This window comes from Streptomyces sp. NPDC002868 (assembly GCF_055563295.1).
On record NZ_JBVHDR010000011.1, the window covers coordinates 293319 to 319888 of the forward strand.

At 66.6% G+C, this 26570-nt stretch carries 20 protein-coding genes and 1 tRNA gene; 12 read left to right on the top strand and 9 right to left on the bottom strand.

Going from position 1 to position 26570, the window contains the following annotated elements:
• The first annotated feature begins 48 nt into the window (after positions 1-48).
• Positions 49-1011 (top strand): helix-turn-helix transcriptional regulator, encoded by a 963-nt coding sequence (locus tag ACZ3H8_RS29895; protein WP_467407213.1) that lies wholly within the window; start codon positions 49-51, stop codon positions 1009-1011.
• A 144-nt stretch (positions 1012-1155) separates the two neighbouring features.
• Here the strand turns inward: ACZ3H8_RS29895 and ACZ3H8_RS29900 are convergent, their stop codons facing one another.
• Positions 1156-2151 carry a sigma-70 family RNA polymerase sigma factor gene (locus ACZ3H8_RS29900; RefSeq protein ID WP_467407214.1) on the bottom strand — a complete coding sequence of 332 codons (996 nt, stop codon included), beginning with the start codon at positions 2149-2151 and terminating at the stop codon, positions 1156-1158.
• A 146-nt stretch (positions 2152-2297) separates the two neighbouring features.
• Between ACZ3H8_RS29900 and ACZ3H8_RS29905 the strand changes: the two genes are divergently transcribed.
• Positions 2298-2852: a GNAT family N-acetyltransferase gene (locus ACZ3H8_RS29905; protein WP_467407217.1), complete on the top strand. Its 555-nt coding sequence runs from the start codon at positions 2298-2300 to the stop codon at positions 2850-2852.
• Here the strand turns inward: ACZ3H8_RS29905 and ACZ3H8_RS29910 are convergent.
• On the bottom strand, positions 2849-3631 hold the full coding sequence (locus tag ACZ3H8_RS29910; RefSeq protein WP_467407219.1) for a dioxygenase family protein: 783 nt from the start codon (positions 3629-3631) through the stop codon (positions 2849-2851). The genes ACZ3H8_RS29905 and ACZ3H8_RS29910 overlap by 4 nt on opposite strands.
• Before the next feature lie 138 nt (positions 3632-3769).
• Here ACZ3H8_RS29910 and ACZ3H8_RS29915 point away from each other — a divergent pair, with 138 nt between their 5' ends.
• Positions 3770-4294 (top strand): MarR family winged helix-turn-helix transcriptional regulator, encoded by a 525-nt coding sequence (locus ACZ3H8_RS29915; RefSeq protein ID WP_398987338.1) that lies wholly within the window; start codon positions 3770-3772, stop codon positions 4292-4294.
• Positions 4295-4423: 129 nt separating this feature from the next.
• Here the strand turns inward: ACZ3H8_RS29915 and ACZ3H8_RS29920 are convergent, their stop codons facing one another.
• Both ACZ3H8_RS29920 and ACZ3H8_RS29925 read right to left on the bottom strand, forming a co-directional pair.
• Positions 4424-5950, bottom strand: coding sequence for an MFS transporter (locus ACZ3H8_RS29920; protein WP_467407222.1), 1527 nt, complete (start codon positions 5948-5950; stop codon positions 4424-4426).
• 135 nt (positions 5951-6085) lie between these two features.
• Positions 6086-6739, bottom strand: a complete 654-nt coding sequence (locus tag ACZ3H8_RS29925) for a TetR/AcrR family transcriptional regulator (protein ID WP_467407224.1) — start codon at positions 6737-6739, stop codon at positions 6086-6088.
• Between the two features lie 279 nt (positions 6740-7018).
• On the opposite strand from ACZ3H8_RS29925, the gene ACZ3H8_RS29930 reads away from it, so the two are divergent.
• Entirely contained in the window at positions 7019-8305 is a 1287-nt protein-coding gene (locus tag ACZ3H8_RS29930; protein WP_467407226.1) for a M6 family metalloprotease domain-containing protein, read from the top strand.
• Here ACZ3H8_RS29930 and ACZ3H8_RS29935 read toward each other — a convergent pair.
• Positions 8292-9992, bottom strand: a complete 1701-nt coding sequence (locus ACZ3H8_RS29935; RefSeq protein ID WP_467407228.1) for a class I adenylate-forming enzyme family protein — start codon at positions 9990-9992, stop codon at positions 8292-8294. The genes ACZ3H8_RS29930 and ACZ3H8_RS29935 overlap by 14 nt on opposite strands.
• A 40-nt stretch (positions 9993-10032) precedes the next feature.
• A complete protein-coding gene (locus ACZ3H8_RS29940; protein WP_467407230.1) occupies positions 10033-11187 on the bottom strand; it encodes a CapA family protein in 1155 nt (384 codons plus the stop codon).
• 151 nt (positions 11188-11338) lie between these two features.
• Between ACZ3H8_RS29940 and ACZ3H8_RS29945 the strand changes: the two genes are divergently transcribed.
• From ACZ3H8_RS29945 to ACZ3H8_RS29980, 8 genes are all read left to right on the top strand, one after another.
• Positions 11339-11411: transfer RNA gene (locus ACZ3H8_RS29945), tRNA-Arg, on the top strand.
• Between the two features lie 87 nt (positions 11412-11498).
• Entirely contained in the window at positions 11499-13151 is a 1653-nt protein-coding gene (locus tag ACZ3H8_RS29950) for a tyrosine-type recombinase/integrase (RefSeq protein WP_467407232.1), read from the top strand.
• Positions 13152-13815: 664 nt separating this feature from the next.
• Positions 13816-14100, top strand: a complete 285-nt coding sequence (locus ACZ3H8_RS29955) for a DUF6959 family protein (RefSeq protein WP_467407235.1) — start codon at positions 13816-13818, stop codon at positions 14098-14100.
• Between the two features lie 644 nt (positions 14101-14744).
• On the top strand, positions 14745-15662 hold the full coding sequence (locus tag ACZ3H8_RS29960; protein ID WP_467407237.1) for a hypothetical protein: 918 nt from the start codon (positions 14745-14747) through the stop codon (positions 15660-15662).
• A gap of 260 nt (positions 15663-15922) precedes the next feature.
• Positions 15923-16234: a hypothetical protein gene (locus tag ACZ3H8_RS29965; RefSeq protein WP_467407238.1), complete on the top strand. Its 312-nt coding sequence runs from the start codon at positions 15923-15925 to the stop codon at positions 16232-16234.
• Positions 16231-18264 carry a hypothetical protein gene (locus ACZ3H8_RS29970; RefSeq protein ID WP_467407241.1) on the top strand — a complete coding sequence of 678 codons (2034 nt, stop codon included), beginning with the start codon at positions 16231-16233 and terminating at the stop codon, positions 18262-18264. The genes ACZ3H8_RS29965 and ACZ3H8_RS29970 overlap by 4 nt, the downstream gene beginning before the upstream one ends.
• A 458-nt stretch (positions 18265-18722) precedes the next feature.
• Positions 18723-19424: a hypothetical protein gene (locus tag ACZ3H8_RS29975; protein ID WP_467407243.1), complete on the top strand. Its 702-nt coding sequence runs from the start codon at positions 18723-18725 to the stop codon at positions 19422-19424.
• A gap of 299 nt (positions 19425-19723) precedes the next feature.
• Entirely contained in the window at positions 19724-20359 is a 636-nt protein-coding gene (locus ACZ3H8_RS29980) for a hypothetical protein (protein ID WP_467407245.1), read from the top strand.
• Between the two features lie 188 nt (positions 20360-20547).
• Here ACZ3H8_RS29980 and ACZ3H8_RS29985 read toward each other — a convergent pair whose 3' ends face one another.
• The 3 genes from ACZ3H8_RS29985 to mobF all read right to left on the bottom strand — a co-directional run bounded on the left by ACZ3H8_RS29985 (position 20548) and on the right by mobF (position 25996).
• Entirely contained in the window at positions 20548-21744 is a 1197-nt protein-coding gene (locus ACZ3H8_RS29985; protein WP_467407247.1) for an IS4 family transposase, read from the bottom strand.
• Positions 21675-22019: a transposase domain-containing protein gene (locus tag ACZ3H8_RS29990; RefSeq protein ID WP_467407248.1), complete on the bottom strand. Its 345-nt coding sequence runs from the start codon at positions 22017-22019 to the stop codon at positions 21675-21677. The genes ACZ3H8_RS29985 and ACZ3H8_RS29990 overlap by 70 nt, the downstream gene beginning before the upstream one ends.
• 392 nt (positions 22020-22411) lie before the next feature.
• Positions 22412-25996, bottom strand: coding sequence for a MobF family relaxase (mobF, locus tag ACZ3H8_RS29995; protein ID WP_467407250.1), 3585 nt, complete (start codon positions 25994-25996; stop codon positions 22412-22414).
• Between the last annotated feature and the right edge of the window lie 574 nt (positions 25997-26570).

The following is a 26570-nucleotide window of genomic DNA, read 5'->3' on the forward strand; positions in this document are numbered from 1 at the left end:
GGCCATATAGGCCAGATCACGACCTATATAAGCGGCATCCTGAAGAACATGACGGATACTCCGGCACGACTCCTGAATCTGCTCTCCCTCCTCCAGACACCGCGCGAGTGGCCTGGCAGTGAGCTCGCCGAGCGCCTCGAGGTGAGCCCGCGCACCATCCGGCGCGACATCGACCGGCTCCGCGACCTCGGCTATCCGGTCGAGGCGACGAAGGGCGCGGTCGGCGGGTACCGGCTGGTCGCGGGCGCCGCGATGCCACCGCTCCTCCTCGACGACGAGGAGGCGGTCGCGATCGCGGTCGGCCTGCGCGCGGGGGCCGGCCATGCCATCGAGGGCATCGAGGAGGCCTCCGTACGCGCCCTGGCCAAGCTGGAGCAGGTGCTGCCGTCCCGGCTGCGGCACCGGGTGACCACGCTCCAGGCGGCGACGATCCCGCTGACCCGGGGCGACGGCGCGACGATCGACCCGCAGACTCTGACGGTCATCGCGGGCGCGGCCACCGGGCGCGAACGGCTCCGATTCGGCTACCGCGCGGGCAACGGCACCGAGACGAAGCGGCAGGTCGAGCCGTACCGCCTCGTCTCGACCGGCCGCCGGTGGTATCTCGTCGCGTACGACATCGGTCGGGAGGACTGGCGTACGTTCCGGGTCGACCGGGTCTCCCAACCCCTCGCCACGGGGGCGCGCTTTGTGCCGCGGGAGCTGCCGACGGGCAGTGCCGCGGAGCTGCTGGGGCACTCCATGTCCCGGCAGCCGGAGCACGCCATCGACGTGACCTTCGAGGCCCCGGCGGCGTTCGTGGCCGCGCGTCTCCCGGAGACGCTGGGCGCGCCGGAGGCGACGGGAGAGGGGACATGCCGGCTGCGGGCGAGGTCGGCGGACTCGCTGGAGTGGGTGGCGCTCCGACTGGCGCTGGTGGACTGCGAGTTCACGGTGCACGGACCGCGGCCGCTGGTGGAGTACGTGACGGACCTGGGCGCGCGCCTGACCCGGGCAACTCCTGTCCGGTGACGCCGCGGGCGCAGGAGACGCCGCGGGCACAGGAGACCCCCCGGCCAGGAGCAGGAGCCGCGGGCCCAGGACAGGAAAGGACCCCGGCACCGGGGGGGATGGTGCCGGGGTCCGTCTATGGGGGCCTTTGCCCGCCGCGGGCGATTACGCCGCCGCGTCGAAGCCCGTGTCGCGCGCCATCCGCTTCAGCTCCAGCAGCGCGTGCTTCTCGATCTGCCGTATCCGCTCCCGCGTCAGGCCGTGCTGCTTGCCGACTTCCGTCAGGGTGCGCTCCCGGCCGTCCTCGATGCCGTACCGCATGCGGATGATCGACGCCGTACGGTGGTCGAGCTTGCCGATCAGGTCTTCCAGTTCCTCGCTGCGCAGCAGCGTGAGCACCGACTGCTCCGGCGAGACCGCCGAGGTGTCCTCCAGCAGGTCGCCGAACTGCGTCTCGCCCGCGTCGTCCACCGCCATGTTCAGGCTGACGGGGTCGCGCGCCCAGTCGAGGACGTCGATGACGCGCTCAGGCGTGGAGCCCAGCTCCTTCGCGACCTCCGCGGCCTCCGGTTCCCGCCCGTTCTCCCGGTTGAACTCGCGCTGGACGCGGCGGATCCGGCCGAGCTCCTCCACCAGGTGGACAGGGAGCCGGATCGTGCGGGACTGGTCGGCTATGGAGCGGGTGATCGCCTGGCGGATCCACCACGTGGCGTACGTCGAGAACTTGAAGCCCTTGGCATAGTCGAACTTCTCGACCGCGCGCACCAGACCGGCATTGCCTTCCTGGATCAGGTCGAGCAGGGGCAGGCCGCTGCGTGGGTAGCGCCGGGCCACTGCCACCACAAGCCGGAGGTTGGAGCGGATGAAGACGTCCTTCGCGCGCTCGCCCTCGGCGACCAGCGCCTCGAGCTCCTCGCGCGTGGCGTCGACGGCATCGCTCTGCACCTCTTCGTCGAGGATCTGCTGGGCATACACGCCCGCCTCGATGGTCTTGGACAGCTCGACTTCCTTTGCGGCGTCGAGCAGCGGCGTACGTGCGATCTCGTCGAGGTACATGCCGACCAGGTCGCGGTCGGCGATCTCCCCGCCCACGGCACTGCTTGCCCGGCCGGTCCCAGTGGACCCGACGGACTGACGACGGGCGACGGCACGGGTTGCCATGCGAGCTCCCTTGCTGAGTAGGTCGCGACACCCTTCCGGGTGCCCTGCATCCGTTGGAAACAACGACTGGAATCCGGACAGAATTCCCACGCGACACATCGATTTTCGTGATCTTGCAGTACCCTGTCCGGCCATCGGGAGGAAGAGTGCCGAAGGATCACACAGAGGTGCAGGTCAGGGCGGGCACGGAGGCCGATCTCGATGCCCTCACGGAGCTTTACAACCACTACATACGCGAGACCGCCGTCACGTTCGACACGGCTGCCTTCACACCCGAGCAGCGCCGCCCATGGCTGCACTCCCACCCTGAAGACGGCCCCCACCGTCTTTTGGTTGCTCGGGATGTCCGCTCTGCCCTAATTCTTGGGTACGCGACGAGCAGCCCCTTCCGCCCCAAACCCGCGTACTCCACCTCGGTCGAGGTCAGCGTCTACTGCGCTCCCGATGCGGCGGGCCGCGGCATCGGCACACTCCTCTACAAGGCGCTCTTCGAGGCACTCGACGGTGAGGATCTGCATCGCGCGTACGCCGGGATCGCCCAGCCGAACGAGGCCTCGGCCCGGCTGCACGCGCGTTTCGGCTTCCGGCACGTCGGTACGTACCGCGAAGTGGGCCGCAAGTTCGGCCGGTACTGGGACGTGGCCTGGTACGAGAAAGACCTGGGCAAAGTCCTGGGCAAGGACCTGGGCAGCAGCGGCTAGCCGAACTGCAAGGACCGCTTCGCCAGGCCCATCCAGAAGCCGTCGATCACGCTCTTCCCGCTCTTGAGCTCGCCCTGAGACGCTCCCAGGGTGACGAAAAGCGGCGCGAAGTGCTCGGTCCGCGGGTGGGCCAGCCGGCCGGCCGGGGCCTTGTTCTCGAAGTCCAGCAGCGCGTCCACGTCCGCCGCCGCGAGCGCCCGCCGCCCCCAGTCGTCGAACTCCGCCGACCAGCCGGGAGTCCCCTCATACCGCAGCGCGGCCAGATTGTGGGTGAAGAAGCCGCTGCCGACGATCAGCACGCCCTCGTCGCGCAGCGGCGCGAGCCTGCGCCCGATGTCCATCAGCTTCTGCGGGTCGAGCGTGGGCATGGAGATCTGGAGTACGGGGAGGTCGGCGCCCGGGAACATCTCCACCAGCGGGACATAGGCGCCGTGGTCGAGCCCTCGGTCCGGGACATCCTGTACCGGCGTTCCGGCGGTGCGCAGCAACTTCCGTACGGAATCGGCGAGTTCGGGCGCGCCGGGCGCGTCGTAACGGACCTGGTAGTAGTGCTCGGGGAAGCCCCAGAAGTCATACACCAGCGGCATGGTCTCGGTCGCGCCGAGCGCGAGCGGGGCGTCCTCCCAGTGGGCCGAGACCATGAGGATCGCCTTCGGGCGCGGCAGGGACGAGGACCAGGCGGCGAGCTCGCCGGGCCAGACGGGGTCGTCGGCGAGCGGCGGTGCGCCGTGCGAGAGATAGAGGGCGGGCATGCGCTCCGCGGCAGGGGTGGCATTCATGACAGCGGCTCCCGATCCACATCCGGTCCGGTCTACGTCCGACCTACGTGGTCCGACCTACCCGGGCGACCTACTTGAACTTTCAAGCTACATCGACTCTAACCTCACATAGTTCAACTTTCAAGAATGGGTCGTAGAGTGGGATACATGAACACGGCATCCACTGGCGGGGGCGGCCGCGAACCGCGCTGGCTCACCGAGGACGAACAGCGCGTCTGGCGCGCCTATCTCCATGCCACCACCCTCTTCGAAGACCACCTCGACCGCCAGCTCCAGCGCGACGCCGGCATGCCGCACATCTACTACGGACTGCTCGTCCAGCTCTCCCAGGCCCCGCGCCGCCGTAAGCGGATGACCGAGCTGGCCATCGACGCGAAGATCACCCGGTCCCGGCTCTCGCACGCGATAGCCCGTCTCGAGAAGAACGGCTGGGTACGCCGCGAGGACTGCCCCTCCGACAAGCGCGGGCAGAACGCCGTGCTGACGGACGACGGCTTCAAGGTCCTCGAACGGTCCGCGCCCGGCCATGTCGAGGCCGTACGACAGGCGATCTTCGACCGGCTCACGCCCGAGCAGGTCGGACAGCTCGGCGAGATCATGCAGATCATGGCCGCTGGACTCCAGCCGCAGGACTCCGGCGCGGACCTGCCCTGGCTGCGCTGACCCCACACGGCACGAGAAGGGCCCTGCCCGGGTTAACCCCGGGCAGGGCCCTGTCCGCTTGACCTCTCAGCGTCCGCCGAGCTCGTGTCAGTCCACGACCGTCAGTGCGCGACCGTCAGTGCGCGACCGTCAGTGCGCGACGACCGGGACCTTGATCTCGTCCTCGAAGTCCTCGACATCCTCACCCGACGCCCCGGTGACCGAACCGGCCCCCGGGCGCCCGGTGTTGATCAACGTGAACGCGATCGCCGCGGAGGCCACCAGGATCCCGACCGCCCACCAGATCGCGGACGAGAAGCCGTGCACCATGCCCTGCAGTTCCAGCAGCTTCGGGTCGGCCGCTCCCGCTGCGTGCGAGGTGATGTACGCGGTCGTGGCCGAGGCCGCGATCGTGTTCAGCAGCGCCGTGCCGATCGCGCCGCCGACCTGCTGCGAGGTGTTGACCATCGCGGAGGCGACACCGGCGTCAGCCGGGTTCACGCCGTGCGTGGACAGCGACATCGCCGGCATGAACGCCGTACCCATGCCAAGGCCCAGCAGCACCTGCGCCGGCAGAATCAGACCGGCGTACGAGGTGCCGATCTCCAGCTGGGTCAGCATCAGCATGCCGACCGCCGCGACCACGAAGCCGGGGCCCATCAGCAGCCGCGGCGGAACGCGGGTCATCAGCCGGGCGCCGATCTGGGTCGAGCCCGCGATCATGCCCGCGATCATCGGCAGGAACGCGAAGCCCGTCATGACCGGGGAGTACCCCTTCACGACCTGGAGGTAGAACGTCAGGAAGAGGAACAGCCCGAACATCGCGATGATGGCGAGGCCCAGCGAGAGGTAGACACCGCCGCGGTTGCGCTCGGTCAGGACGCGCAGCGGCAGCAGCGGGGACTTGACCTTCGCCTCGGTGACGACGAATCCGGCGAGCAGCACCACGGAGGCGACGAACATGCCCACGGTCAGGCTGTCGGACCAGCCGGCGGACTCGGCGCGGGTGAAGCCGTACACCAGCGCCACCAGGCCCAGGGTGGACAGGACGACGCCGGGGATGTCGAGCGAGGAGCGGTTGCGCGCGCCCTCCGGCTCACGGATCACGAGGTACGCGCCGACGGCGGCGACGATCGCGAAGGGGATGTTGACGAAGAAGGTCCAGCGCCAGTTCAGGTACTCGGTGAGGAAGCCGCCGAGGATCAGGCCGACGGCGCCACCGCCACCGGCGATCGCACCGTAGATACCGAAGGCCTTGGCGCGCTCCTTGGCGTCGGTGAACATCACGGCGAGCAGCGAGAGCGCGGCGGGCGCGAGCAGCGCGCCGAAGGCGCCCTGCAGGGCGCGGGCCCCGAGCATCATCGCCTCGCCGGTGGCCGCGCCGCCGAGCGCGGATGCCGCGGCGAAGCCGAGCAGTCCGACGACGAAGGTGCGCTTACGGCCCCACAGGTCGGCGATGCGGCCGCCGAAGAGCAGCAGTCCGCCGAAGGCGAGGGCGTAGGCGGTGATGACCCACTGGCGGTTGGCGTCGGAAATGCCCAGGTCCTGCTGGGCGGTGGGCAGCGCGATGTTCACGATCGTCGCGTCGAGCACCACCATCAGCTGGGCCACGGCTATGAACACCAGCGCTTTCCAGCGGCTGGGGTCCGGAACGGAAATGTCGGCTGTTTTTGGCATGGAAGTAGCCACCTAAGGGTGCGGAGAGGTCAAAACGGACGTAGTCAGACGTGTTGTAGACGTGGTCAAAGGTGTTGCAGAGGAGACCTGCGGCGCCGGTTCAACTCATCGGCGCGGCCAGGCTGCTTCACCGCTTCACGGGGTGCTGCCGCGCAGGCCCTCCAAAGTCGCGGCCGTGCCCGGCAGTTCGGAGCGCGCAGGCGCTTCGAGTCCGTCCAGGAAAAGCTGCAGATGGCGATGGGTGAACCGGTCGATGTTCAGGCACGCGGTGCCCGGCAGCGGCCGGGTGAGCTGGGAGAGAGCGACGAGCAGATCTCCGACGGCGACATCGGAGCGGAGTCGGCCCGCTTCATGTGCGCGCTGGAAGAGGCCGTCGACTGCCGCTTCGAGGCGTACCCGCTCATTGGTCAGATCGGGAAAATGCTTGTCGAAGGTCCCGGTGAGCAGTGGGCACAGCGCCCCGATCCGCTCGTCGGCGGCCGCATGGGTGAAGCGCCGCAGCGCCTCGAACGGGTCCGCCTCCTCGGCCGCCGCCTCGTGCGCCCGCTGTGTCGTGCGGGCCAGGACGAAGAGGACGACCTCGCGGATGAGGGTCTCGCGGTCGGGGAAGTGCCGGTAGAGCGTGGCATTGCCGACACCCGCCCGGCGGGCGATGTCATCGAGCGGGACCTCGGGCCCGAACTCGACGAACATCTCGCGCGCGGCCGTCACGATCCGCTCCCTGTTCCGCAGGGCGTCCGCCCGCGGCCGGGGGGAACGGCGCGTTTCGGTGTCGGCGGCGGGGCTCACGGCTCCACTTCCTCTCGTGTCTGCCTCGTATCGCTACGTACATCGCATGTACTCGCTACGTAACCGGGGACCTCTTCCCCGTTTCGCAGGGACACGAGTTCAAACGGGGAAACGATCCCCGGTTATTTCCCTTGCAAGATGTGACCTGCATCACAAATGTCTCGCGCGGAATACCACGATCGGCTCACCCGGCGAGCACCCCGCCACCACCCGTCACAGGCTGATCGCAATGAGTGCAGCCAGGGCCCGGCCTGCTGCCGCGGACCCGAAGGCGATTGCATGCAGCCAACGCGCCACCGGATACGCACCACCGGCAGCTCCCGCCGCCTCGGCGCACTCGCCGCCCTCGCAGCTCTCACCCTCGCCGCACTCACGACGGCGAGCGCCCATCTCCCCGACCCCACCCGGGCGTCGGCCGGGCCGGTGGCAGGCGCCGACAAGTCCGCCCTCGGGCCCTGCAAAATCGCCTCCACGCTGGGGATCCAGATGTCGGAGGGCGTGCCGACCCCGCCCGGCTACTCCCGCTCCATCGGCGAGGTCCGCGCCCTCAACCTGATGATCGACTTCCCGGACGCCCAGGGTTCGGGGCGGGCGGTGGACCGGCTCGCGGAGTTCTTCCCGCAGACCGCCGACTGGTTCCGGACCAGTTCGTACGGACGCCTCAGCTATCGCACGCACACCCCGCTCACCGACTGGCTGCGGATGCCGATGCCGTTCGCCGCGTACGGGATAGAGCGCGGTTCCCCCTATGAACCGGGCTACCGCCGACTCGCCCAGGACATCGTGGAGGTGGCCGACCCAAAGGTGGACTTCAAGGCGTACGACCTGGTCAACATACTGGTCACGCCCAATGCCGGGCCGTCGGCGCTGGACACCGTGCTCTCCGTTACCTTCTCCGGCAATGACGAGGCCCCGCTCGCGGACGGCGTGCCGCTCGCCAACACGTCCTTCGTCTACAGCCGCCAGGACGACGGTTCGGGGTCGTACGCCGAGAATGGCTATCGCGTACTGCCCCACGAGAACGGCCATGTCTTCGGCCTGCCCGACCTCTACACCTCCGAGGGCGCGGGCGCGGTCGGCCACTGGGACATCATGTCCGAGGACTGGGGGGCCAACAACGATCTGCTGGGCTGGCACAAATGGAAGCTGGGCTGGCTGGACGCCGGCCAGATCGGCTGCGCGTCCGCGCCCGGCACCACGGATTACGGGCTGACGCCGCTGGCGGTCGCGGGCGGCGCGAAGATGGCGATCGTGCCGCTCACCAGGAACGCGGGGTACGCGGTGGAGGTGCGCACCCGGGCGGGCAACGACGAGGCCGTGTGCGCGCCGGGCGTGCTGATCTACCGCGTGCAGTCAGACGTGGACACCGGGCAGGGTCCGGTGTCGGTCTCGGACAGCACCCGGAACAGCGGGGGCTGCACCCGGCGTCCCAATGTGCATGCGGAGCTGTCGGACGCGCCGTACCGGCCGGGGCAGTCGTTCGTCGACCGGCAGAACGGCATCCGTATCGCGGTGATCCGGGAGGAGCCGGACGGCACCTACCGGGTGCGCGTCACGCGTTCCTGAAGAGCCGCTCCTGCGACACCTGTTCCTCTACGGGGCCACGGAGTTCGCGCTTGAGAATCTTCCCGGTCGGATTGCGGGGCACGGGCTCGTCCCGTACGAGGACATGAGCGGGCACCTTGAAGGCGGCGAGGGTCTTGCCGACGTGCGCCCTCAGCTCGTCGACGGTGACCGTGGCCGCGGCTCGCAGCTGCACCACGGCCGCCACCTCCTCCCCCAGCACCGGGTGCGGGACGCCCAGCACGGCGGCGTCGGCAACGTCCGGGTGATCGTGCAGGACGGCTTCCACCTCGACGCAGTACACGTTCTCGCCGCCGCGGATGACCATGTCCTTGAGCCGGTCGACGATGCTGACCTGCCCGTCGCGCACGGTCGCGAGGTCGCCGGTCCTGAACCAGCCGTCGTGGAACGCGGCGGCGGTCGCGTCCGGGTTGTTCCAGTACCCGCGCACCAGCGCCTGCCCGCGCAGCCACAACTCGCCGACTTCTCCTTCGGGCAGTTCATGACCGTCCTGCCCGGCGATCCGCACCTCGGTGGCGGGGGTCGGCCGCCCCACGCTCCCCGGGTTCTCCCGGTACCCGGGGCCGAAGTTGGCGAGCACGCCGCCGCTGGTCTCGGTCAGTCCGTAGCCGGTGCGCGGCTCGATCCGCTGCCCGTAGCGGGCCCTCAGCCGGGCCATGAGGTTGGGTGGGGCCGCGGCCCCGCCGGTGTTGAGATGCGTGAGCGTCTCAAGCTCTGCCCCGGCCCCTTCGGCGGCGTCAAGCAGCTGGAGCGCGGTGGTCGGCACCCCGGAGTAGTGCGTGACGCGGTGCCGCTCGATCAGCGCGAGGGCCTCTTCGGCGTCCCACTTCCGCATCAGTACGAGCGTCCCGCCGGCCGCCATCGCCGCGTACAGCGTGGTGAACGCGGCCACATGGAAGAAGGGGAACGTCATCAGCACCACCGGCGCGGGCCCCTGCCCCGGCAGCACCCCGCTCGCGAGGGCGGAAGCCGCGGCGTAGAACCGCGGATTGTGCGCGGCCCCGGCCTGCGCGAGCTGAGTGGCGACGGCGCCCTTGGGCCGCCCGGTGGTCCCGGACGTATAGATGATGGTGGCGTCGTCCTCGGCCCGCACCTCGACCCCGGGCGGCGCGGCGAGCGGATCGGGGGCCTCAAAATCTTCGTACCGCTCCACCCCCGCGTCCGGCGCGCCTTCCCCGTGAAAGACGACGACCGGGACGCGGGCCCGCCTGCGCCAGGCGTCGACCCGCGGCAGCCGCTCCCCGTCGACGAGCAGCACCCGCGGCGAACAGTCGTCGAGGGCGTACGCGAACTCGTCCTCGGTCCACCAGGCATTGAGCGGCACCGCCACCAGTCCCGCCAACTGGGTGGCCCAGAAGGCGATCTGCCACTCGGGGTGATTCCGCATCGCGACAACGGCACGGTCGCCCGGCCGCAGCCCGTACACCTCGACGAACCGCCGGGCGAGCGCGGAGGCGGCGGCGAAGAACTCGCGGTAGCTGTACGTCCCGGTGGCGGCGACGAGGAACGGCTGGTCCCCGAACGCCCAGGTGGCCTCGACGAACTCCCGCAGGGTGCGCGGCCCGTCGGCGTAAAGCAGCCCGCCGCCCTCGCCCCGTACGACCTCGAAGGGCGCCCCGGGCGCAGTCAGTGCGGCCTCGGGGCGGGTGGACGGATCGGGGTGCGGCACAGTCGACCCTCTCTAAGCACCTGCTCAGTACGGAGCGACGCTATGCCCGTGCCCCACCCTCGTCAACATCTGTGTACGACCCATGCAGGGAACCGGCCATGAGCATCCCGCCGGGCTCCAGGCCGATGCGCACACCGAAGCCGCGACTGACCCGGTCGAGAGTCGCCCGCAGCCACTCGCGGTCTTCGCCCGACGCGTGCCTCAGCCGCATCTGCCGGCTCTGCACGGCTGCCATCCGCACGTCGGCCGCCTTGCCGGTGTCCGGCTCCACCGAGACGAAATACAGCAGCCGCAGGTCGTCCCGGTACTGCTCATAGCCGGTGATGCCTTCGTAGTCGTCGATGAAGTCGCCGCAGCCGTAGAGGATGGGCTTGCCGCGGTACAGCTCCAACGGGCGGGGATGGTGCGATGAGTGCCCGTGCACGACATCGACTCCGCCGTCGATCAGCGCATGCGCGAAACGGACATGACTTCGCGGGATGCCGTATCCCCAGTTGGATCCCCAGTGGACGGAGGCGACCGACACATCACCCGGTCGTTTCACCTGCCGTACGCGACGGACGACCGAGGCCGCCGCGGCGTCCGACGGCTCCGCCACGAAGTCGACCCCGGCCCGGCCCTCGCCGGCGGCCCAGCTGCGCGGAATGCCGCTGGACGCCATCCCGAAGGAAAAGACGAGCACCCGCGCGCCCCCTTGGACGTCGACCACGGCGGGCCGCCGCGCCTCATCCACATCCCGCCCGGCGCCCACTGCCCGCAGGCCAGCGCCGGCCAGGGAGTCGAGCGTCTCCTCCAGCCCCTGGCGACCGAAGTCCAGCACGTGGTTGTTGGCCAGCACACAAGCATCGGGCCGACCCGCGACCAGGCAGGGAAGGTTGGCCGGATGCATCCGGTAGTGCACCTCTTTGCCCTCGGCGAAGTCGTTGCTGCGCGTGACGCTGGTCTCCAGATTCACCACCCGGGCATCGGGCGCGGCCTCGTCGAGGATCTTCAGCGCATCCCCCCAGGGCCAGGAGTGACCGACCGGACGCGGGATCGGCCCGTTCACCGCCTCCGCCAACTCCACATAGGACCGGGCGTCCGCGGTGTACCGCTCCCACAGGGCGGAGTCGCCGGGGTGCGGGAGGATCTGATCGACGCCACGGCCGAGCATGACGTCACCGCAGAGGAACAGGGTCACCACGTCCCCGCGCATGCTTCCACGCTAAGCCGCGCGGAACGCGACCGGAAACCACCCGGATCCGCGACCGCCGACCACGGCCTGACCTGCGAAAACGGAATGCTTGCCAGGCTGGAGCCCGCATCCGCTAGGCTAGTCGCCGGATCTGGATCAACCGGGTCTCCCCGCCTTCGTAGCTCAGGGGATAGAGCACCGCTCTCCTAAAGCGGGTGTCGCAGGTTCGAATCCTGCCGGGGGCACAGTGTCTGACCAGCGCGTTCGTCCTTCCGGGACGGGCGTGCTGTTCGTCGTAGCCATGGCATTAACCATGAATAGGTTCCGCAGTCATGGCGAAAACAACATCCAGGCGACGTCAGCGCGGCAGCATCCGCCCCAATGGGGCCGGCTTCCAGGTCCGTGTCTACGCGGGGCGTGACCCGCTCACGAAGAAGGACATCTACCTCCACGGCCAGGCCGAGACGCTGGTCGAGGCCGAGAAGGCCCGCACCAGGCTCCTCCACCAGGTCGACGAGAAGCGGCACCCTAAGACCCAGGTGACGATGTCGTTCCTGTTCGATCGCTGGCTCGGGGTGGCCGAGCTGGAGGAGACCTCGCGGGAGCGGGCCGAGGGCATCATCCGCAACTACCTCAGGCCCACCTTCGGCGACCTGAAGGCCGGCAAGCTGACCGCGGAGATGCTGGAGCTCTTCTATGCCCGCCTTCGACAGTGCCACGAGCAGTGCGACGGCAGGCGCAACGGGAAGACCGACCCGAAGACGAAGAAGAAGCACGTCTGCAGGGATCTCAAGCCGAACTCCATCCGCAAGATTCACTTCATCCTGCGGCCCGCACTCGACCGCGGCCTGCGATGGGGCTACGTGACTACGAACGTCGCCGCCCTCGCCGAACCCCCGTCTCAGCCGAAGCCGAACCCGGACCCACCCACACCCGAGGAAGCAGCCCTCGTCCTCAATACGTCCTGGCAACGAGACCTGGATTGGGGGACGTTCCTGTTCATGACAATGGTGACCGGCTCACGCCGCGGGGAGATGTGCGCACTTCGCTGGTCGGACATCAACCTCGACCGCCTCGAACTCTTCGTAAAGCACTCCCACAATGGCCGCCGCATCAAGGACACCAAGACCCACCAGCGCCGAAAGCAGGCCATCGACGTGATCACACGCGCCGTCCTGGTCGCCCACCGGACCCGCGCCGAGGAACGCTGCAAGGCTCTCGGCGGCGAGCTCGCGCGTGACGCCTTCGTCTTCGCCAGCGAACCCGACTGCTCAGCCCCGCTCCTGCCCCCGAGTGTCAGCCAGCGCTACAGCCGCCTGGCGAAGAAGCTGAAGATCCACACGCCGCGCCTGAAAGATCTCCGTTCCTACAACGTCACCGAGCTCCTGGGTGCCGGCGCCGACGTACGGACCGTCGCTGGCCGCGTCGGCCACGGCGGCGGAGGCGCGACCACCCTCAAGTACTACGCGGCCTTCCTCGCCACCTCCGACCGCCAGGCCGTCACCGCCTTCGCCAAGCAACTCCCGGTCCCCGAGGCCCTGCTCACGGACCGCCCGGTTACCACCGCCATCAACGGTCTGCGCCTCGCGTGCGAGTGCGGCAACGAGTCACTGTGGGCCATGCTCGTGGTCACCGAGGAGGGGGCAGAGGCCCTGTGCGGCCAGTGCGAGGCTGCCGTCGAAGCCCGCCCAGGCACGGCAGTAGGCCCGATCGGGCGCACCATCAAGGTGGACGTGACCCCACCCCGCGACCTCGCTCCCTGGGAAACGATCGCCCAGGAGCTCACCGAAGCCATCAAGGACGGCACGCTGCTTCCCGGCGAGGAAGTCCCCACCATCGGCGACATCGCCCAGGCCCACCGCGTCTCCGTCGGCACCGCCCACCGCGCCTTCACTCAGCTCAAGCAAGCCGGTCTGATCGAGGTCGGCCGAGGCCGCCGAGCCGTCGTACTCAGCCACCAGGAGGAGACCGTCGATACCGCGTAGCACCCGTGCGGTCGACAAGGTGGTGGATGCCCAGACGGCACTCCGACACCGGATCGGGCCCAGGTCTTGGAGATCGACGGTCGATCGCGTACCACGCGGAGCGGACATGCTCCACCGTTACCGTGCGAGTTCCGCGCCGACTTCGTAGCTGGCTGACTACGTAAGGGCTGGCACTTAGAAAATGCGGGTACGGCCCGGGGGCCAGGGCCTGGGCTACTTCATGCAACTGACATGACCGGCTGCTGAGTGCCGCAGTCATCCGCGCCCGTTGCCGCCAGCGCTAACAGCGCGCACAGATCCTCGTCCTCCGCCCCGGTGTGACCGCAACCGCATCACCGGCGCTGCTACTCGCAGGAGGACCGATCCGCCAGCGGTACCTGCGCCGCGCCTACCGAGCAGACGCCCGAGCCCTGTTGTGTAAGGAGGAGGCTGGGTCAGACCCGCATACTTCGTGATGACGAACTCGGCCTGGCGCGGGCTGTGCTGGCCCACCGAGCATCTGCTGAGGAAGCCCGGATAGTCCAAGTACCAACCGTCTGGCTACACCTGATGACACTCGCATTAGGAGTTCGAGCGGGCGGGCCTTGGAGAGTACCTCGCCGTGTGGGGCCTGACCGCTCGGGATCGCTCAACGCCGGGACTGTCTGCTGTCGTTGATGTCAGGTTGGACGGCCGGACGGAACGTGTCGAGGCTGAGCTGTTCACGGATGGTGGAAACAACGCTGTGGTGCGGCTGCCCGGCCGCCGGTTCCCCGGTGTACTGATCCAGGGCGACTCTCTCTCCATCCTCCGCAGCGACGTTGCTGAAGTGGTGGAGGCCACTGACCAGGGCGATGTGGCTGAGGCCCGCGACGCCGCCGGCCTTCTCCTGGAGGACCTCGACGCGGTGCTCGCGCGCTACGCCGCTGCGCTGGAAGCGCACGAGATCCCGCTGCCTTACTGGCCCTGAGCTTGGGAAGCTGCGATCATTTGCGGCCGGTTCGGTCGTTGACCTGCGGGAACGGCCGAGGTGCGGACTTGTCGAGTTTGGCCGCTTTCGCTGTGATTCCCCGCTACGCCCCGCTAGTTCTGGTGCGCTTGTGGTGCGGAGATGCGACCGCGGCTGTGGGCGTTTGAGGCTCGCTTAACGGCAGGGGACCGGTCCCCCAATCTCCGAGAGCTGCCTGATGGGCCCCAGGCCCAGGCGCCCGACCTCAGCCTGGCACTTGCAAGTCGCTCAGGCCTCGGCGTAGACGAGTAATCGACTATTTGCACGAAGATGCATTGTTATCCACAGCCACCGACACGAACTAGTGGAGATCAATAGTCTGCCGGGGAGGTCATGGCTGCTTGGCCAACACTCGGCGTGGGCCGATCGAGAGAGACGCCAAGGGAGCGGCAGAGGGGGCAGTGACAGCGATGATCCAAGGGAAGCGAAGGGTGCCGACTCTGACGGCCTGGACTGCAATCCTCCTGTACGGGCGGGCGGCGCCTGCGCCCTCCTCCATACCGGCCCGCCTGCCAGGCGCATGGCACCACGCGAGCAACTTGGCCCGTACTAGAAATCGATACGAGTGGTTACATTGTGCGACCCCTGATCGTTACAGTTCTCTCGTGATCAGAGAGCAATGGGACGGTGGCGAGTGGGAAGAGCACTGCCGGCGCCTACTCGCCATGAGGTACGACTCCAAGATCCAGTTCATCCCGGCGCGTGATGGCGGGGATGGGGGGCTAGAGGCCTTCCGGCTCGATGGTGTCGCGTATCAGTGCTATGCCCCTGAAGATTCATTTTCTGTCGAGTCGCAGACCAAGAGCCAAAAGAAGAAGATCTATACGGATCTCAAGAAGCTTTGTGATGACGTGCCAGGGACGTGCCGCCTGCTGGGCGAGATCCGCTTGCATACGTGGATATTGATGACTCCTCAGTTCGATAGTCGAACTCTCGTTGAGTACGCCCGGAAGAAGAGCCGTGAAATAGTCGACCTAGCCCCTGCTCCCACATGGCGCGCCGACTCCTTCGAGATCCTCATCATTACTGATGAGGAATTTGCAGCAGAGCGAACAAGATTGTTTGGCGAGGTGGATGCCAGGCTGAATATCGATATTCCAAGTATCGATGATTCTTACTATGCGTCGGCCGCAGGCACTGAAATGGGGGAGAGGATCGACGTCAAGCTGTCTATTGATCAAGTAATGGCGTCTGATCCGGAGTTCCTCGCCGAGTGCAGGAATGAAATGATCGCTGTCTTCTTTCGAGGGCAGGGTCAGATAGAAATGCTACAAAGGGACTATCCGACCCTGTATCAGGCAGTTGATCGCAGACTCAAGAACGTCTTGTCGACGTTGACGATGACCGTTGCGGGTATACGGGAACCTGGGTTTGAGGTTATGGCCACGCTAGTGCGCAGGCTAACGGACGGACTCCAAGCAGACGCGCCTGGTCTCTCAAGCGTGCTGTGTGAGCAGATAGCCTGGTACGCCGTGGCGGACTGGCTAATTCGATGCCCGCTGAAATTCAGGAGGGTTGCATGACATCCTGGCGCCCAAGCCAGTTTTCATTCGCCCCGAATGGTGGGACGGTAGGCGGCGAAATCGTCGATATCAGGGGCCTGCCCACTCATCTTCCGTTATCCCCCATCGAAGCTTCTCCCGTAGCTCTCCCGGTGCCTACGCGGAGAAGAGCAGCGTGGCGAGTTACGATGGCTACTCTAATCCTCGGTTCGTGTCGAGGTAAGGCGGCCTCCATAGAGCAGCTTCATTGCCTGATGTGGGCTATTTCGAGTGAGAAGAACATGCGGCTGTTCGTCTCTATTTGGAACTCGAACGACCCTCGTGAACAGCCGCTGCGGCGCTTGAGTCCAGATCTCGCCGACACGCTTGCTATCGCTCGCGCAGAGGGGCTGATGGCGGAAAAAGGTAAAGCTCGGTTCGTTCTGCTTCCTAAGGGTGAAGAATATCTGCGCTTGATCGGCACCGATGACGACGTGCTTGTAGAGGAAAAGAGGTTTCTTGCCGGGCTTAGGCCCATATCTGCTACACGTATGTGGGAGAGGTTAGGAAGTGTCCAGCCGCCTACAGAGGTCGCTGCGAGGGGGAACACGTGACGATCAAACTGGTTGACCTAGAGGTTTGTTCCCGAACTGCTGCGGGTACATTGCGGTACGCGGCAACGTTCGGCGACGGATTGAACGTCTTGGCTGCCCCCAATAGTTTTGGCAAGTCTACATTCCTTCAAGGCGTCATTTACGCTCTGGGATTAGAGGGTATGTTTTCGGCTGGACGTAAACCGCCGTTCGGCCCAGCAATGTTGTCTGTCGCGGATCTTCCAGATGGGACTCGCGGGCGAGTGCGTGAATCGTGGGTCATGTTGACCGTTGCGAATGATCACGGGCATGTTATGCGTTCAAAGAGGTTTGTCGTATCTGATGAGATCGACACTTTCCTGGTTCAAACATGGCAGGCTCAAAATTATGGAGCCCTACAAGATGCCAGGCGAGTCGATATGTTTGTTCGTCAGCCTGGCTCTGCTGCCCGTGAGCTTGGGTTCCATCACGAGCTGGCTCGCTTCGTCGGGTGGGATCTGCCCACGGTCCCAGGGTTCAATTCGGCTGAGGTCCCGCTTTACATTGAATGTCTCTTTCCGTTGTTCTACGTTGAGCAAAAATCCGGTTGGTCAGGCGTTACCCCGAGGATGCCTACATACCTGCGGATCCGAGACATGCTTCGCAGGTCCGTCGAGTTCATTTTGGGACTCTCGACGTTGGACCGACTTCGGGCTGTCGCCGCCCTTCGGGCGGAGGAAGAAAGCCTCAGGACCTCATGGCAGCTTGCCTTTCGGCGGATTTCCGAGGCGGCGGATACCATGCAAGCACGGCTATCATTCTTGAGTGAAAGTCCTGTAACGCCTGCTCGTCGCCAAGACGTTGTAGCTGAGATTTTCGCGAGCGGTCAGTGGGTTCCACTGCAATCAGTCATTGAACAGTGGCGTGCACGGCTTCGGCATTTGGAATCATCTGACCTGGTTCCGGCCGGCCAGCGAACAGATGCAGCACGTGCTGAGTTGACGACTGCGGAGGGCGAACTCAGGAAGCTCGGGGCGAGTCTGCGATTGGCTATGGAGCAGCTCAATCTGGTTCGCAATGACGTGGACTTGTTGGCTTCCCGACTAGCTTCATTGAATGCAGAACGTGAACGGCTGCTGGATCTTCGAAAGCTCCGGCGGATGGGAAGCGGGCTTGAGATCGCGACCATCTCCGATGATGCATGCCCAACGTGTGGCCAGTCCCTGGATGGGCGGGAAGTAGGCACGGGAGTCGCTGCAGATATTGACCAGTCGCTACTTGAGAACGAAGCGGAGAAAAGCACACTTGAGTCTGTGCGGGACGCAGCCTTGCAGAGGTTCGATTCCCTTGACCGAGATAGGCGGGCGGTTGAGTCCCTGATCAATGAATCTCGTCAGAGGGTGCGGTACTTGCGTGACGAGTTGGCGGGGCCTTCTGCTAGTCCGAGTAAGGTGCAGGTGCAGGAGCAGGTCCAGTTGACCTCTATGGTTGATCAGGGGTCGCGAATCCTTGATTTCGTCGAAGACACGAATGAATTGCTCGGCGAAATGGCGGAAGAGTGGCAAGATATTCGTGATCGAATGAGGGATCTGGGCGATAGTGCGGCAAGCCCTGAAGATCAAGCAATCGTAGCGCGACTTCAGCAGAGTTTCAGGGAGCAGCTAGCTGATTACGGCCTTCGCAGTATTCCTCCCAATGAAATCTCGATTGATCCTGAAACACTCCTGCCGGTAAATGACGGAATGGAGTTGGCGTTTGATTTGACTATGGCGATTAGCGCGTCGGATATGATCCGGACGAAGTGGGCGTATTACGTTGCCATATTCGAAGCCGCCCAGGCGTCAAGTAAAGGCCGCCATGCGGGATTGTTGATTTTCGACGAACCTCGCCAGCAGGAGACCGATAGGGGTAGCCTCTCGGAGTTCGTAAAGAGGCTAAGTTCAGGTGCTGCGACCGGTTGCCAGGTTATTTACGCAACTAGTGAGGACCCGAGGGAGTTGCAGCAGGTCCTGCAAAACGTGTCTTACAGCCTGCTTCCTGCGTCGGGAAGCCACCTGCTGGCGCCTCAGTAGGAGCAGTCAGGTAGCCAAGGTCGGCGTAGTCTCAATGGCCGGGTCAAGCCAGCGGGTCGCCGTCCTCGGTCGAGAATGGCGACCCTGCGGTGGAGGCCGGCTTTGGGGGCTGGCGTCATCTCTATCAGGTCTCCCATGGGTGGTCGGTGACGTCAGCCAGCTGGCCAGATTCCTTGCTGTCGGTCCGTTGAGGTTCGGTGCTGACCGCCACTGTGCGGGCTTGTTGGAGTTAGGTGTCGTAGATGTTCCCGTGAGTTCCCGCGGCCTCCCGACTGCGGCGGGACCGCATCCTGGAGGAGGCCCTCGCCAACAGCGCCGATCCCCTCCACCTCGCACACGTCTTTTCCCTCGGTGCCAAGACCAGCTTGCGCTATGCCCTGGCAGTCATCGTGTCCCGAGCTGAGCAGATGGCCGAACCCGGCAGCACCGGAAGTTGACCATAGGGAAAGGGGATCCAGTTGGCGGGGGAGATAGCGACCGCGGTGTTGGGGGCCGGGGTCGGACTGTTCACGATCGCTGGGGCACTCGTGGGCGCGCACCTTCAGGCCCGGGCCGCGCAACGCGCCGCCGAGGTGTCCGCGCAGGCCGTACACGACCAGGATCGACGCACTGCCCGCCGTGATGCCGTGGTTGCGTTCATTCTCGCGGTCGAGCGAGTACGGGACGAGGCGATCCGGCTGCACCAGGGGATGGAAGGGCCGTTCCAGGTGCGATTGCTTAAGGTCGCTGGTCATACGGATATGACCCGAACTCTGACGGTCGTACGAATCGAGGGGCCGGAAGAGATCGCCGTGAAGGCGGCCGAGGTCAACGCCGCCTTGGGCAAGTTGGTGTCCCGGGCTGTCGCCATGCACCAAATCCACGCCTCCTACCAGCTGTTGAGGGAATTGCGGCAGGACAACCCATCGCTGGATACGGCCATGCGTCGACTGGCTCGGCTGCGCAACCACGACGAGCCAGCGTGGGGTCAGGCGTGGAGCGAGGTGTGGGCCGCGATCCGAGACACGAGGGCGCTTGACCTTATGGAGCTGTGGAAACTACGCGATCACTGGCATCCGTCGCCTGGTGCCGGACTCGCCTACCGCCCTCTAGGCGAGGAACTCCGCAGACTGCGAACCGCACTCGACGCCCTGATCGGAGAGTTTCGGGGCTTCCTATAGGAGGTGGACCGCCCGCTTGGAAAGCGATCGGCATATCTGGGAAGTGTCGAACTCGAGGGTCACTCCCACCGCAGGGGACAGCGAAACCGTCAGTTTGCGTGGTCGGTCCTTCAGAATCTGCGAACTCGCGGAGGTTTGGTATCAACACCCTCTAGTGCTGCCGCACGGTCACACCTCAGTTCAGATCCGGGACCTGTGCACCTCGGGGCGTCTAGGGCAACCAAGTACTTCGTCATGGTGGTTGGTTGTATTCTGACCTGTTCGGCCTAGGAGCCGAAGTCACGAACAAAGGTGCTGAGTTGACAGACCTCAAGAAGATGGCGGAGCAGCTGGACGTGCTCATCCAGGAGTACTCCTCGATGAGCAGACCTCGGGTGGACGAGAAGGTGCGTATCCTCAAAAATCGACTTGAGGCTGCCGTTGAACGCGCTTCGCTTCCGGGGAGTACGTACGCCACGCAATTGGCACATGTTCGATCAATGAGCGCCACTGACGGTTGGAGGTTGGAGGCCATTCACGGCATCGCGGTCGGACTCCGCGACGACATCCAGGCGGGATGGATTGACTCAGTGGTGGAGCTGGTCCACGCCGACATGCATAGCGACTACTTGGAGATGGCGGAGTCGCTCCTCGACTCGGGGTACAAGGACCCGGCGGCGGTCATCGCAGGAACGTCCCTCGAAGTCCACGTGCGAGCTTTGTGTGTAAAGTCAGGAATCGTCACGGACGTGGCGGGTAAGCCCAAGAAGGCCGACACCATGAACGCCGACCTCAAGAAGGCGGGCGTCTACGACGGCTTGCAGCAGAAGCAGCTCACGGCCTGGATGGATCTGCGCAACAAGGCGGCACACGGGAACTACGCCGATTATGACAAGTCGCAGGTCCGGCTCTTCATCGACGGCGTTCGGGCCTTCATGGTGAAGTACCCGGCGTAACTGAACGGGAAGCTCCAGGCGCGGCCGGAGGAGCGGCTTTGGGCAGGAGCTGCCATGGGGCGAGAGGTCGGGGCCCGTAAGCTATCCGCGATTCGGGCAGTCTCTGGACCTGCCCGCAATAGCCCGATGTGGGCCCCGATCTTCGAGGCTCGCCCCATGGTGGCTGGCTAAAGCCCAAGACCGGGAAGTTAGGGCGGTTCGGTCGTTGTCCGGTGGCTGGTCAGGGTGATGGCGGTGATCACCGCTGTCTTGTGTCCGACGCTGCCTTTGGTCTTGTTGTAGGCGTAGGGCGACAGCGTGCGTTTGACGCAGCGCGGGCTTGTGCGGGAACGGCGTTGTGGGGGAGCGAGGTTGCGGGTGTGGACCAGAGCTGCGACGAGGTCGGCGGGATTTGATGTTCTGGCGTTGATCACGGTGAGCCGGACGGTGTGCAGGGCCACGGTCAAAGACAGCCGATCGGGGTCGAGGTGAGCGCTGGTGGCGGCTTCGGTGATGGCCTGGCGGCTGGCCTGGTAGAGCGCCAGCAGTGCGAAGAGTTCCTGCTCGACGCCGTCCACGGTGCGTGAGCGCAGGACGCGGTCTGGTCCGCGCAGGGTGACTTTCAGCCCGTAGAAGGCGGTCTCGATCTCCCAGCGCTGGTGGTAGAGGGCGGCCAGTTCCGCGGCCGGATACCGCTTGGGGTCCAGGAGCGTGGTGACCCGTCGCACGGTGCTGGCGTGGGAGGTGCCGTCCGCGTGCGTCGCGGTGATCTGGTAGCTGATCACGCGCAGGGTGAGAGCGGTCATCGCGGGCGGTGCAGTGCGGCGGCCGCGTTGCTGCCATTTCGCCAGCCGGTCAGCGGAGCGGCGGTCGGTGATCCAGGTGAGGTGGGTGCCGTCGGGCAGCGGGCGGATCACCGGTAGCAGGCGTCCGGCCTGCACCCGCCACAGCAGGTCGGCTCCGGTGGCGGCGGTCTCCCTCAGCGCTTCGAAGCCGTCATAGCCTCGGTCGGCCAGCAGCAGCATCCCGGGCCGCAAGGATGCCAGCAGGCACCGGGCCTGCGGCAGTTCGGTGTACTGCTGCGACCCGAAGCCCGCGTCGATCAGCGCGCGGGTGCCGCACTCGACCAACGCGGTCAGCCTCAGCTGGGGATAGCCGGCCGGGCGTGTGGTGCGGGCGGCATGCCGGCGGAAGCACGCCACGTTCTGCGGGCTGTCGGCCACTTCCAGGCAGGTGCCGTCCCAGGCCACCAGCCGCAGCCCCCGCCAGAACACCCCCGGCGTTGCAGCCGTGCCGACCGGCCCACGCAGCCGGTCGAACAGCAGCACCAGCGGCTTCACCCCAACCGCTGCCGTGCCTGCCGCAAGGCAGCAGCCGACGGATCGGCCACCATTCCAGCCGGCCATCGGGCCGTCATCGCCGCCCACACCCGGCGATACCCACAGTCCCCGAACAAGCCCAGGGCCAGCACGAAATACACCACCACCCGCGCCGGCAGCAGCCGCACCCGACGCTCCGCACAGCCCGCCGCCTGGACCACCTCGTCCACCAACGACGGCGGAACCCACCGCGTCAACGCCCCTAAATGACACGGCAGCCACACCCATGAACGGTCCCGAACCACCTCGCCGGTGGCACACTGAACAGACAACGGAGCCCCCACGAACCGTGACCTCGACACTCACAGTCCGCGCCGGGCTCCGTTCCCATGTCAACCCACCCGACCAGCCACAACACCACTTAACTTCCCGGTCTTGGCCTAAAGCCGCGGAGCCGACCGCCCCAGCCCCGTGCCGACCGCTTCTCTGACGGTTAGCGTCCGCGCTCGGTGCGCCGCCGCCCGGCCGGGAGCAGCCGGCGAAGACAGGGGCTGCCCCCGAGCCGGGGGCAGCGGCGCGCGCCGCGCTTGCGCGGCGCCTTGAACCAGGAGAGAAAGTTGTAACTCGCTGACTGGCAGCGTTTGTGTCCGGTCCCGGTAGATGCTTGACACTTCGGTCCCAGCTGATGGTTGACGGTTGGTACTCCAGACGGGCCACGACTTCTGGATGCGCTGCAGCAAGTTGTTGTCCTGAGTCACCGTCCACGCAGTCCAGGGCGCTGCGGAGGCTGCGCGGTAGCTACTGCCTGGCTCTCGTTCAGCGGCTCAAGCCGCTCGGCGAGACTCGGTGCTGTCTCCCCTACCACCACAGCGGACCGCTCGTGCTCCTCGCGCATCCGTGCCAGCCAATCCTTCTGCTCGTCGCTGAGCTGGTACCGCTTGGTCTCCATGGTCTCCATGGTCTCCTTGGTCTCCATGGTCTCCATGGTCTCCAAGCGAGCATCGACCTCGCCTGCCTTCCGTTGGATCTGGGAGAGGAGTTCTTCGGCCTCCTCCAGGGTGCGGGCCGGCGCCTCCAACCCGAACGCGGTGGCGAGGCGCCGGACCACTTCGCGCGAAGGGTGTTTACGCAGGGCCTCAATAGCGTCCGCCACGACGGAGTGCCGGTCCAGGGCCGATGACTCCCTGGTCGGGCGGCGCCTCTTGCGAGCCTCACGTTCGGCCTGTTCGACGGACGGGGAGAGGGCGCTCGCCGCGTGGGCCCGGCGTAGCTTGCGCTCGGCCTCCACGCGGGCCTCCTCAGCCTCGCGCCGCAGTGAGAGCTGCGCTGGGGCTGGCGGCTCCCGGAGCAGGTCGGAGATCATGCGATCTGGCCTGGACTGTCCGAGGAATTGGGCGAACGCGGCGACGGCACGCTGCAGCAACTCCTTCTCGCTGCGGGCGGCGCCGAGCTGGGCTTGGGTCCGCTCGTCTTCAAGCACCGCGAGCGGGAGCCAGATGTGGTTCTGTTTCTTGGCCCTCGTGATGCCCGGGTACGTTGCGAAGGCGTTCGCTCCGTGCCCGTACAGCAGTGAGGTGTCACAGGTCAGACCCTGGCTCGCGGCGATCGTCATGGCGTAGCCCAGCGACAGCGCTCCAGCGGCGATCTTCTCCTTCGTGATCCACACCGATTCGTACTGCGGCCCATTCCCTCCGGCGCCGTCCATCCGCCAGCTGATCTGGACCCGGTGGTCCTCATCAATCGCGGTGATGACGGCCCGGTACCCGTTGAGCACATTGGGGCCTTCGCCTCGGCGCTCGCGGTAGTCGTTGATACGGACCCGGACCGCATCGCCGACTGCGAGGGTCAGGGTGTCACCGCCGGGCAGCGCGTAACGGTGCTCAGCGCCGAGTTCGCCGGCGGCACGACGGATCTGCTGTGCGCCGATGTTGAGGGCATCGACGTCGCTGTTCCGGGCGGCGAGTACGACCATGTTCGCAATGAGGTCGTACGTGTTGGGCCACCGCTTCCGGAGCTCGTCCCAAGTGGTGAGGATCTGCGAGCGGGCCTCGTCCGCAGTGTCGGCGGCGTGGACCCGGCCGCCCTCGGCGAGCATCTGCAGGGCCAGCTCGTGGTCACCGGTACGCCAGACCTCCAGCGCCGCCCGCTCGGCGGCGTCCTCCTGGCGACGGTTCTCGGTGAGGGTGAGCCCGTGGACCAGGCGGTGGGCCTCGCGAAACCAGCCGCCGGGGCCGATCGCCTGCAGCTGCAGGTGGTCCCCGATGGCGATGATTTTGGTGCCGGTGCGTGCGGCCTCGGTCATCAGCACGGAGGCGGCGCGGTCATCGACCATGGTCGCCTCGTCGAGGCACAGCACGTCGATGCCGCGCAGGCCTTTGCCGTGCTCGATCTCGGTCAGCCAGGCCGCGATGGTCTTCGAGGGGATGCCGGAGACGCCGTACAGGCTCTGCGCGGCGACCGCGCTCAAGCAGGCGCCCGCATACGTGGCATCGTTGTTATCCCAGCCGATCCGGCATACCTCCATGAGCGTCGACTTGCCCACTCCGGCGGCGCCGACCACAGCATCGATGCCGTGCCCGGCGGTGAGCAGCCGGGTCACCACCGTGTGCTGCTCCTCGGAGAGCGGCCAGCCGACCGCCTTCTCGAACTTCGCGATGGCTTTGGCAGTTGGGGCCTCGCTCAGCCGGACGGAACCGTCGTTGAAGCGTGCCAGCGTCTGCGTACGGACGACGTTCTCGGCGTCGAAGATGTCCTGGGTGGTGTAGCGGTCGGTGGACGACATGACGGCGGAGCCCACGGATGGCACGCGCACCGCGTAGCCCTCGACCGCGAGGACCTGGTCGGCGAGCTGCTCCAGGCGGTCCGGGTCGGCGTCGATGGCGTATGGCAGCGCGTTGGCCACGGCCGCCAGCAACTCCGCGCGGCTGAAGGACTTTCGCGACTTGGTCAGCCCGGTCCTGGGGTCGAACAGGATGGCGGCGAGGTCGGAGGACGCGGGCATTCGTGGCCCTGAGCCCGGCCCGTCGGCGTCTGCTTGGCCGTCCGGGCCGGGCGGTCCAGGAGCGGCTCCCGCCACCATCGCATCGACGTCAATGCCCATCGCCTCGGCCCGTCGACGCCAGCTGTCGCGCATCGTAGTGGCGTCGACATCGAGCTTGTCGCGCCTGGTCGCCATCGAGACCGCCGCCTTCTCCTGGCGACTGGCGTCGGCGCCGGCCTTCTCCTCCACGAGAGCGGCCCGGCGCGAGAAGGCGTCGCGCAGCTCGGCGGGGATGCCCACGATCTCCCAGCCCCCGGTGCGTTCGTTCCGCTCGCGCCGTACGCCGAACCGCTCGTTCAGCAAAGCTCGGACGCGTGCCTTGAAGTAGGCGTCGGCGGCGTTGGCGTGCGCGTGCAAGTCGTTGCCGGAGTTCGCGATCGAGCGCCACTTGCCGTCCTCGCACAACCCGATGTTGGCGATCGTGACGTGCAAGTGCAGATGCGGGTCGCCGGGCTCCCCGGCCCGGACCGGACGCGCGCTCTGGTGCTCGACCGACCACGCGAGCAGGCCACCGATCGCCAGCCGTACGGGCTCGCCGTCCTCACTGCCGACCGCGTAGCCACACCACCGCTCGACCTGCCCGAAGGTGTCCCGCTTGGCCTGATGGACCAGTTCCCGCAGCTGCTGCTCGTCGAGCAAGCCCATCAGGATGCTGTCGGACTTCGGCAGGTCGAAGACGAAATCCCAGCCGCGGACACGGCCGTCGACGCGTATGTCCTTGTGCGCCCAGGCGACGGCGAGTTCCTGCTCGCCGTAGATGTCGGCGACGGAGAGTCCGGCGGCCCGGGCCAGCTTGTGGAGTGTCTCCACCTGCATCCGATGCGCCTCGCCCTGGCGGTGCACCATCCGCTGCATCCGCTCCAGGACCCGCTGCTGCTTGGGCTTGCCCTCCAGGAGGACCGCAGGCTCCACTCCCTGCTTCTCGGCGGCCTCCACGATCGCCTCGACCACGCGGGCCGTGGTCAACTGCGCCTTCGGATGGGATTGGACGGAGGTCCGGGAGGCGATCAGGCGGGCGCCAGTCGCCGGATGGCACCCGCTCATCAGCCGACGCGCCGCGTTCTTGCCCTCCTGGTCAAGGACCTCGCCCTCGACCAGACCGACCGCCCCCAGTCCGGAGCCCATCCACACCAGGGCGGCGCCACCCTCCGGCCTCAGTCGGTACTCGACAGCTGCCTCCTCGCCGTCGTCGATGACGACGGTCTCCCCTGCGGACGACTCGACCACGGCACATCCGGCCTGCTGCCGCAGCCGATACTCCACCTGCGCGTCCGCGACGATCCTCGTCAGCCATGCCATCCCTGGCCCCCTTGCGGACGCCGCACGGGGCACTCCTTCGAGTTTGGCGGCTCGTCTTCCTCAAGAGCGGTCACTCTTCTCGTCAGATCCGCGACCTTGCGCTCCAAGTCGTCGAGGCGCGCAAGGGCCGCAGTCCACCCTCGTTTAGGCATCAAGTTCACCTCCGTCGGTCCTTGATCCCCTGAGGTTGGCTGTGCCTTCAAGGGCGGAACGGCGAAGAGCGTGGAACTACCCGCAGGGCGGGAATCTTTCTTCTCAACTTCCTGCCAGGCGGGACGGGCCCACTGAGCAACTCGATGTCGCTGGCCGGGGAGAGACGCGCAGTGCCTGGGCACATGCCCGTCTTACGGATGGGCGTGACAGGTGCTCGGGACCCACAGGGACTGCGCCACCGCTGACATAACCCAGGCCATCCCGCTGACATCGGCATGTCCCGTAGGTGATCAAACACAAGTGAGGACGAAGGGGGTTCCCCATGGGGAACCCCGGCAAGCCGGGGCCCGAGTCGGGCCCCGCGCGCACGGGACGAGCCGACCTCCGACAAGTCATCTGGCCCTGCCACCGTCAGGCACCC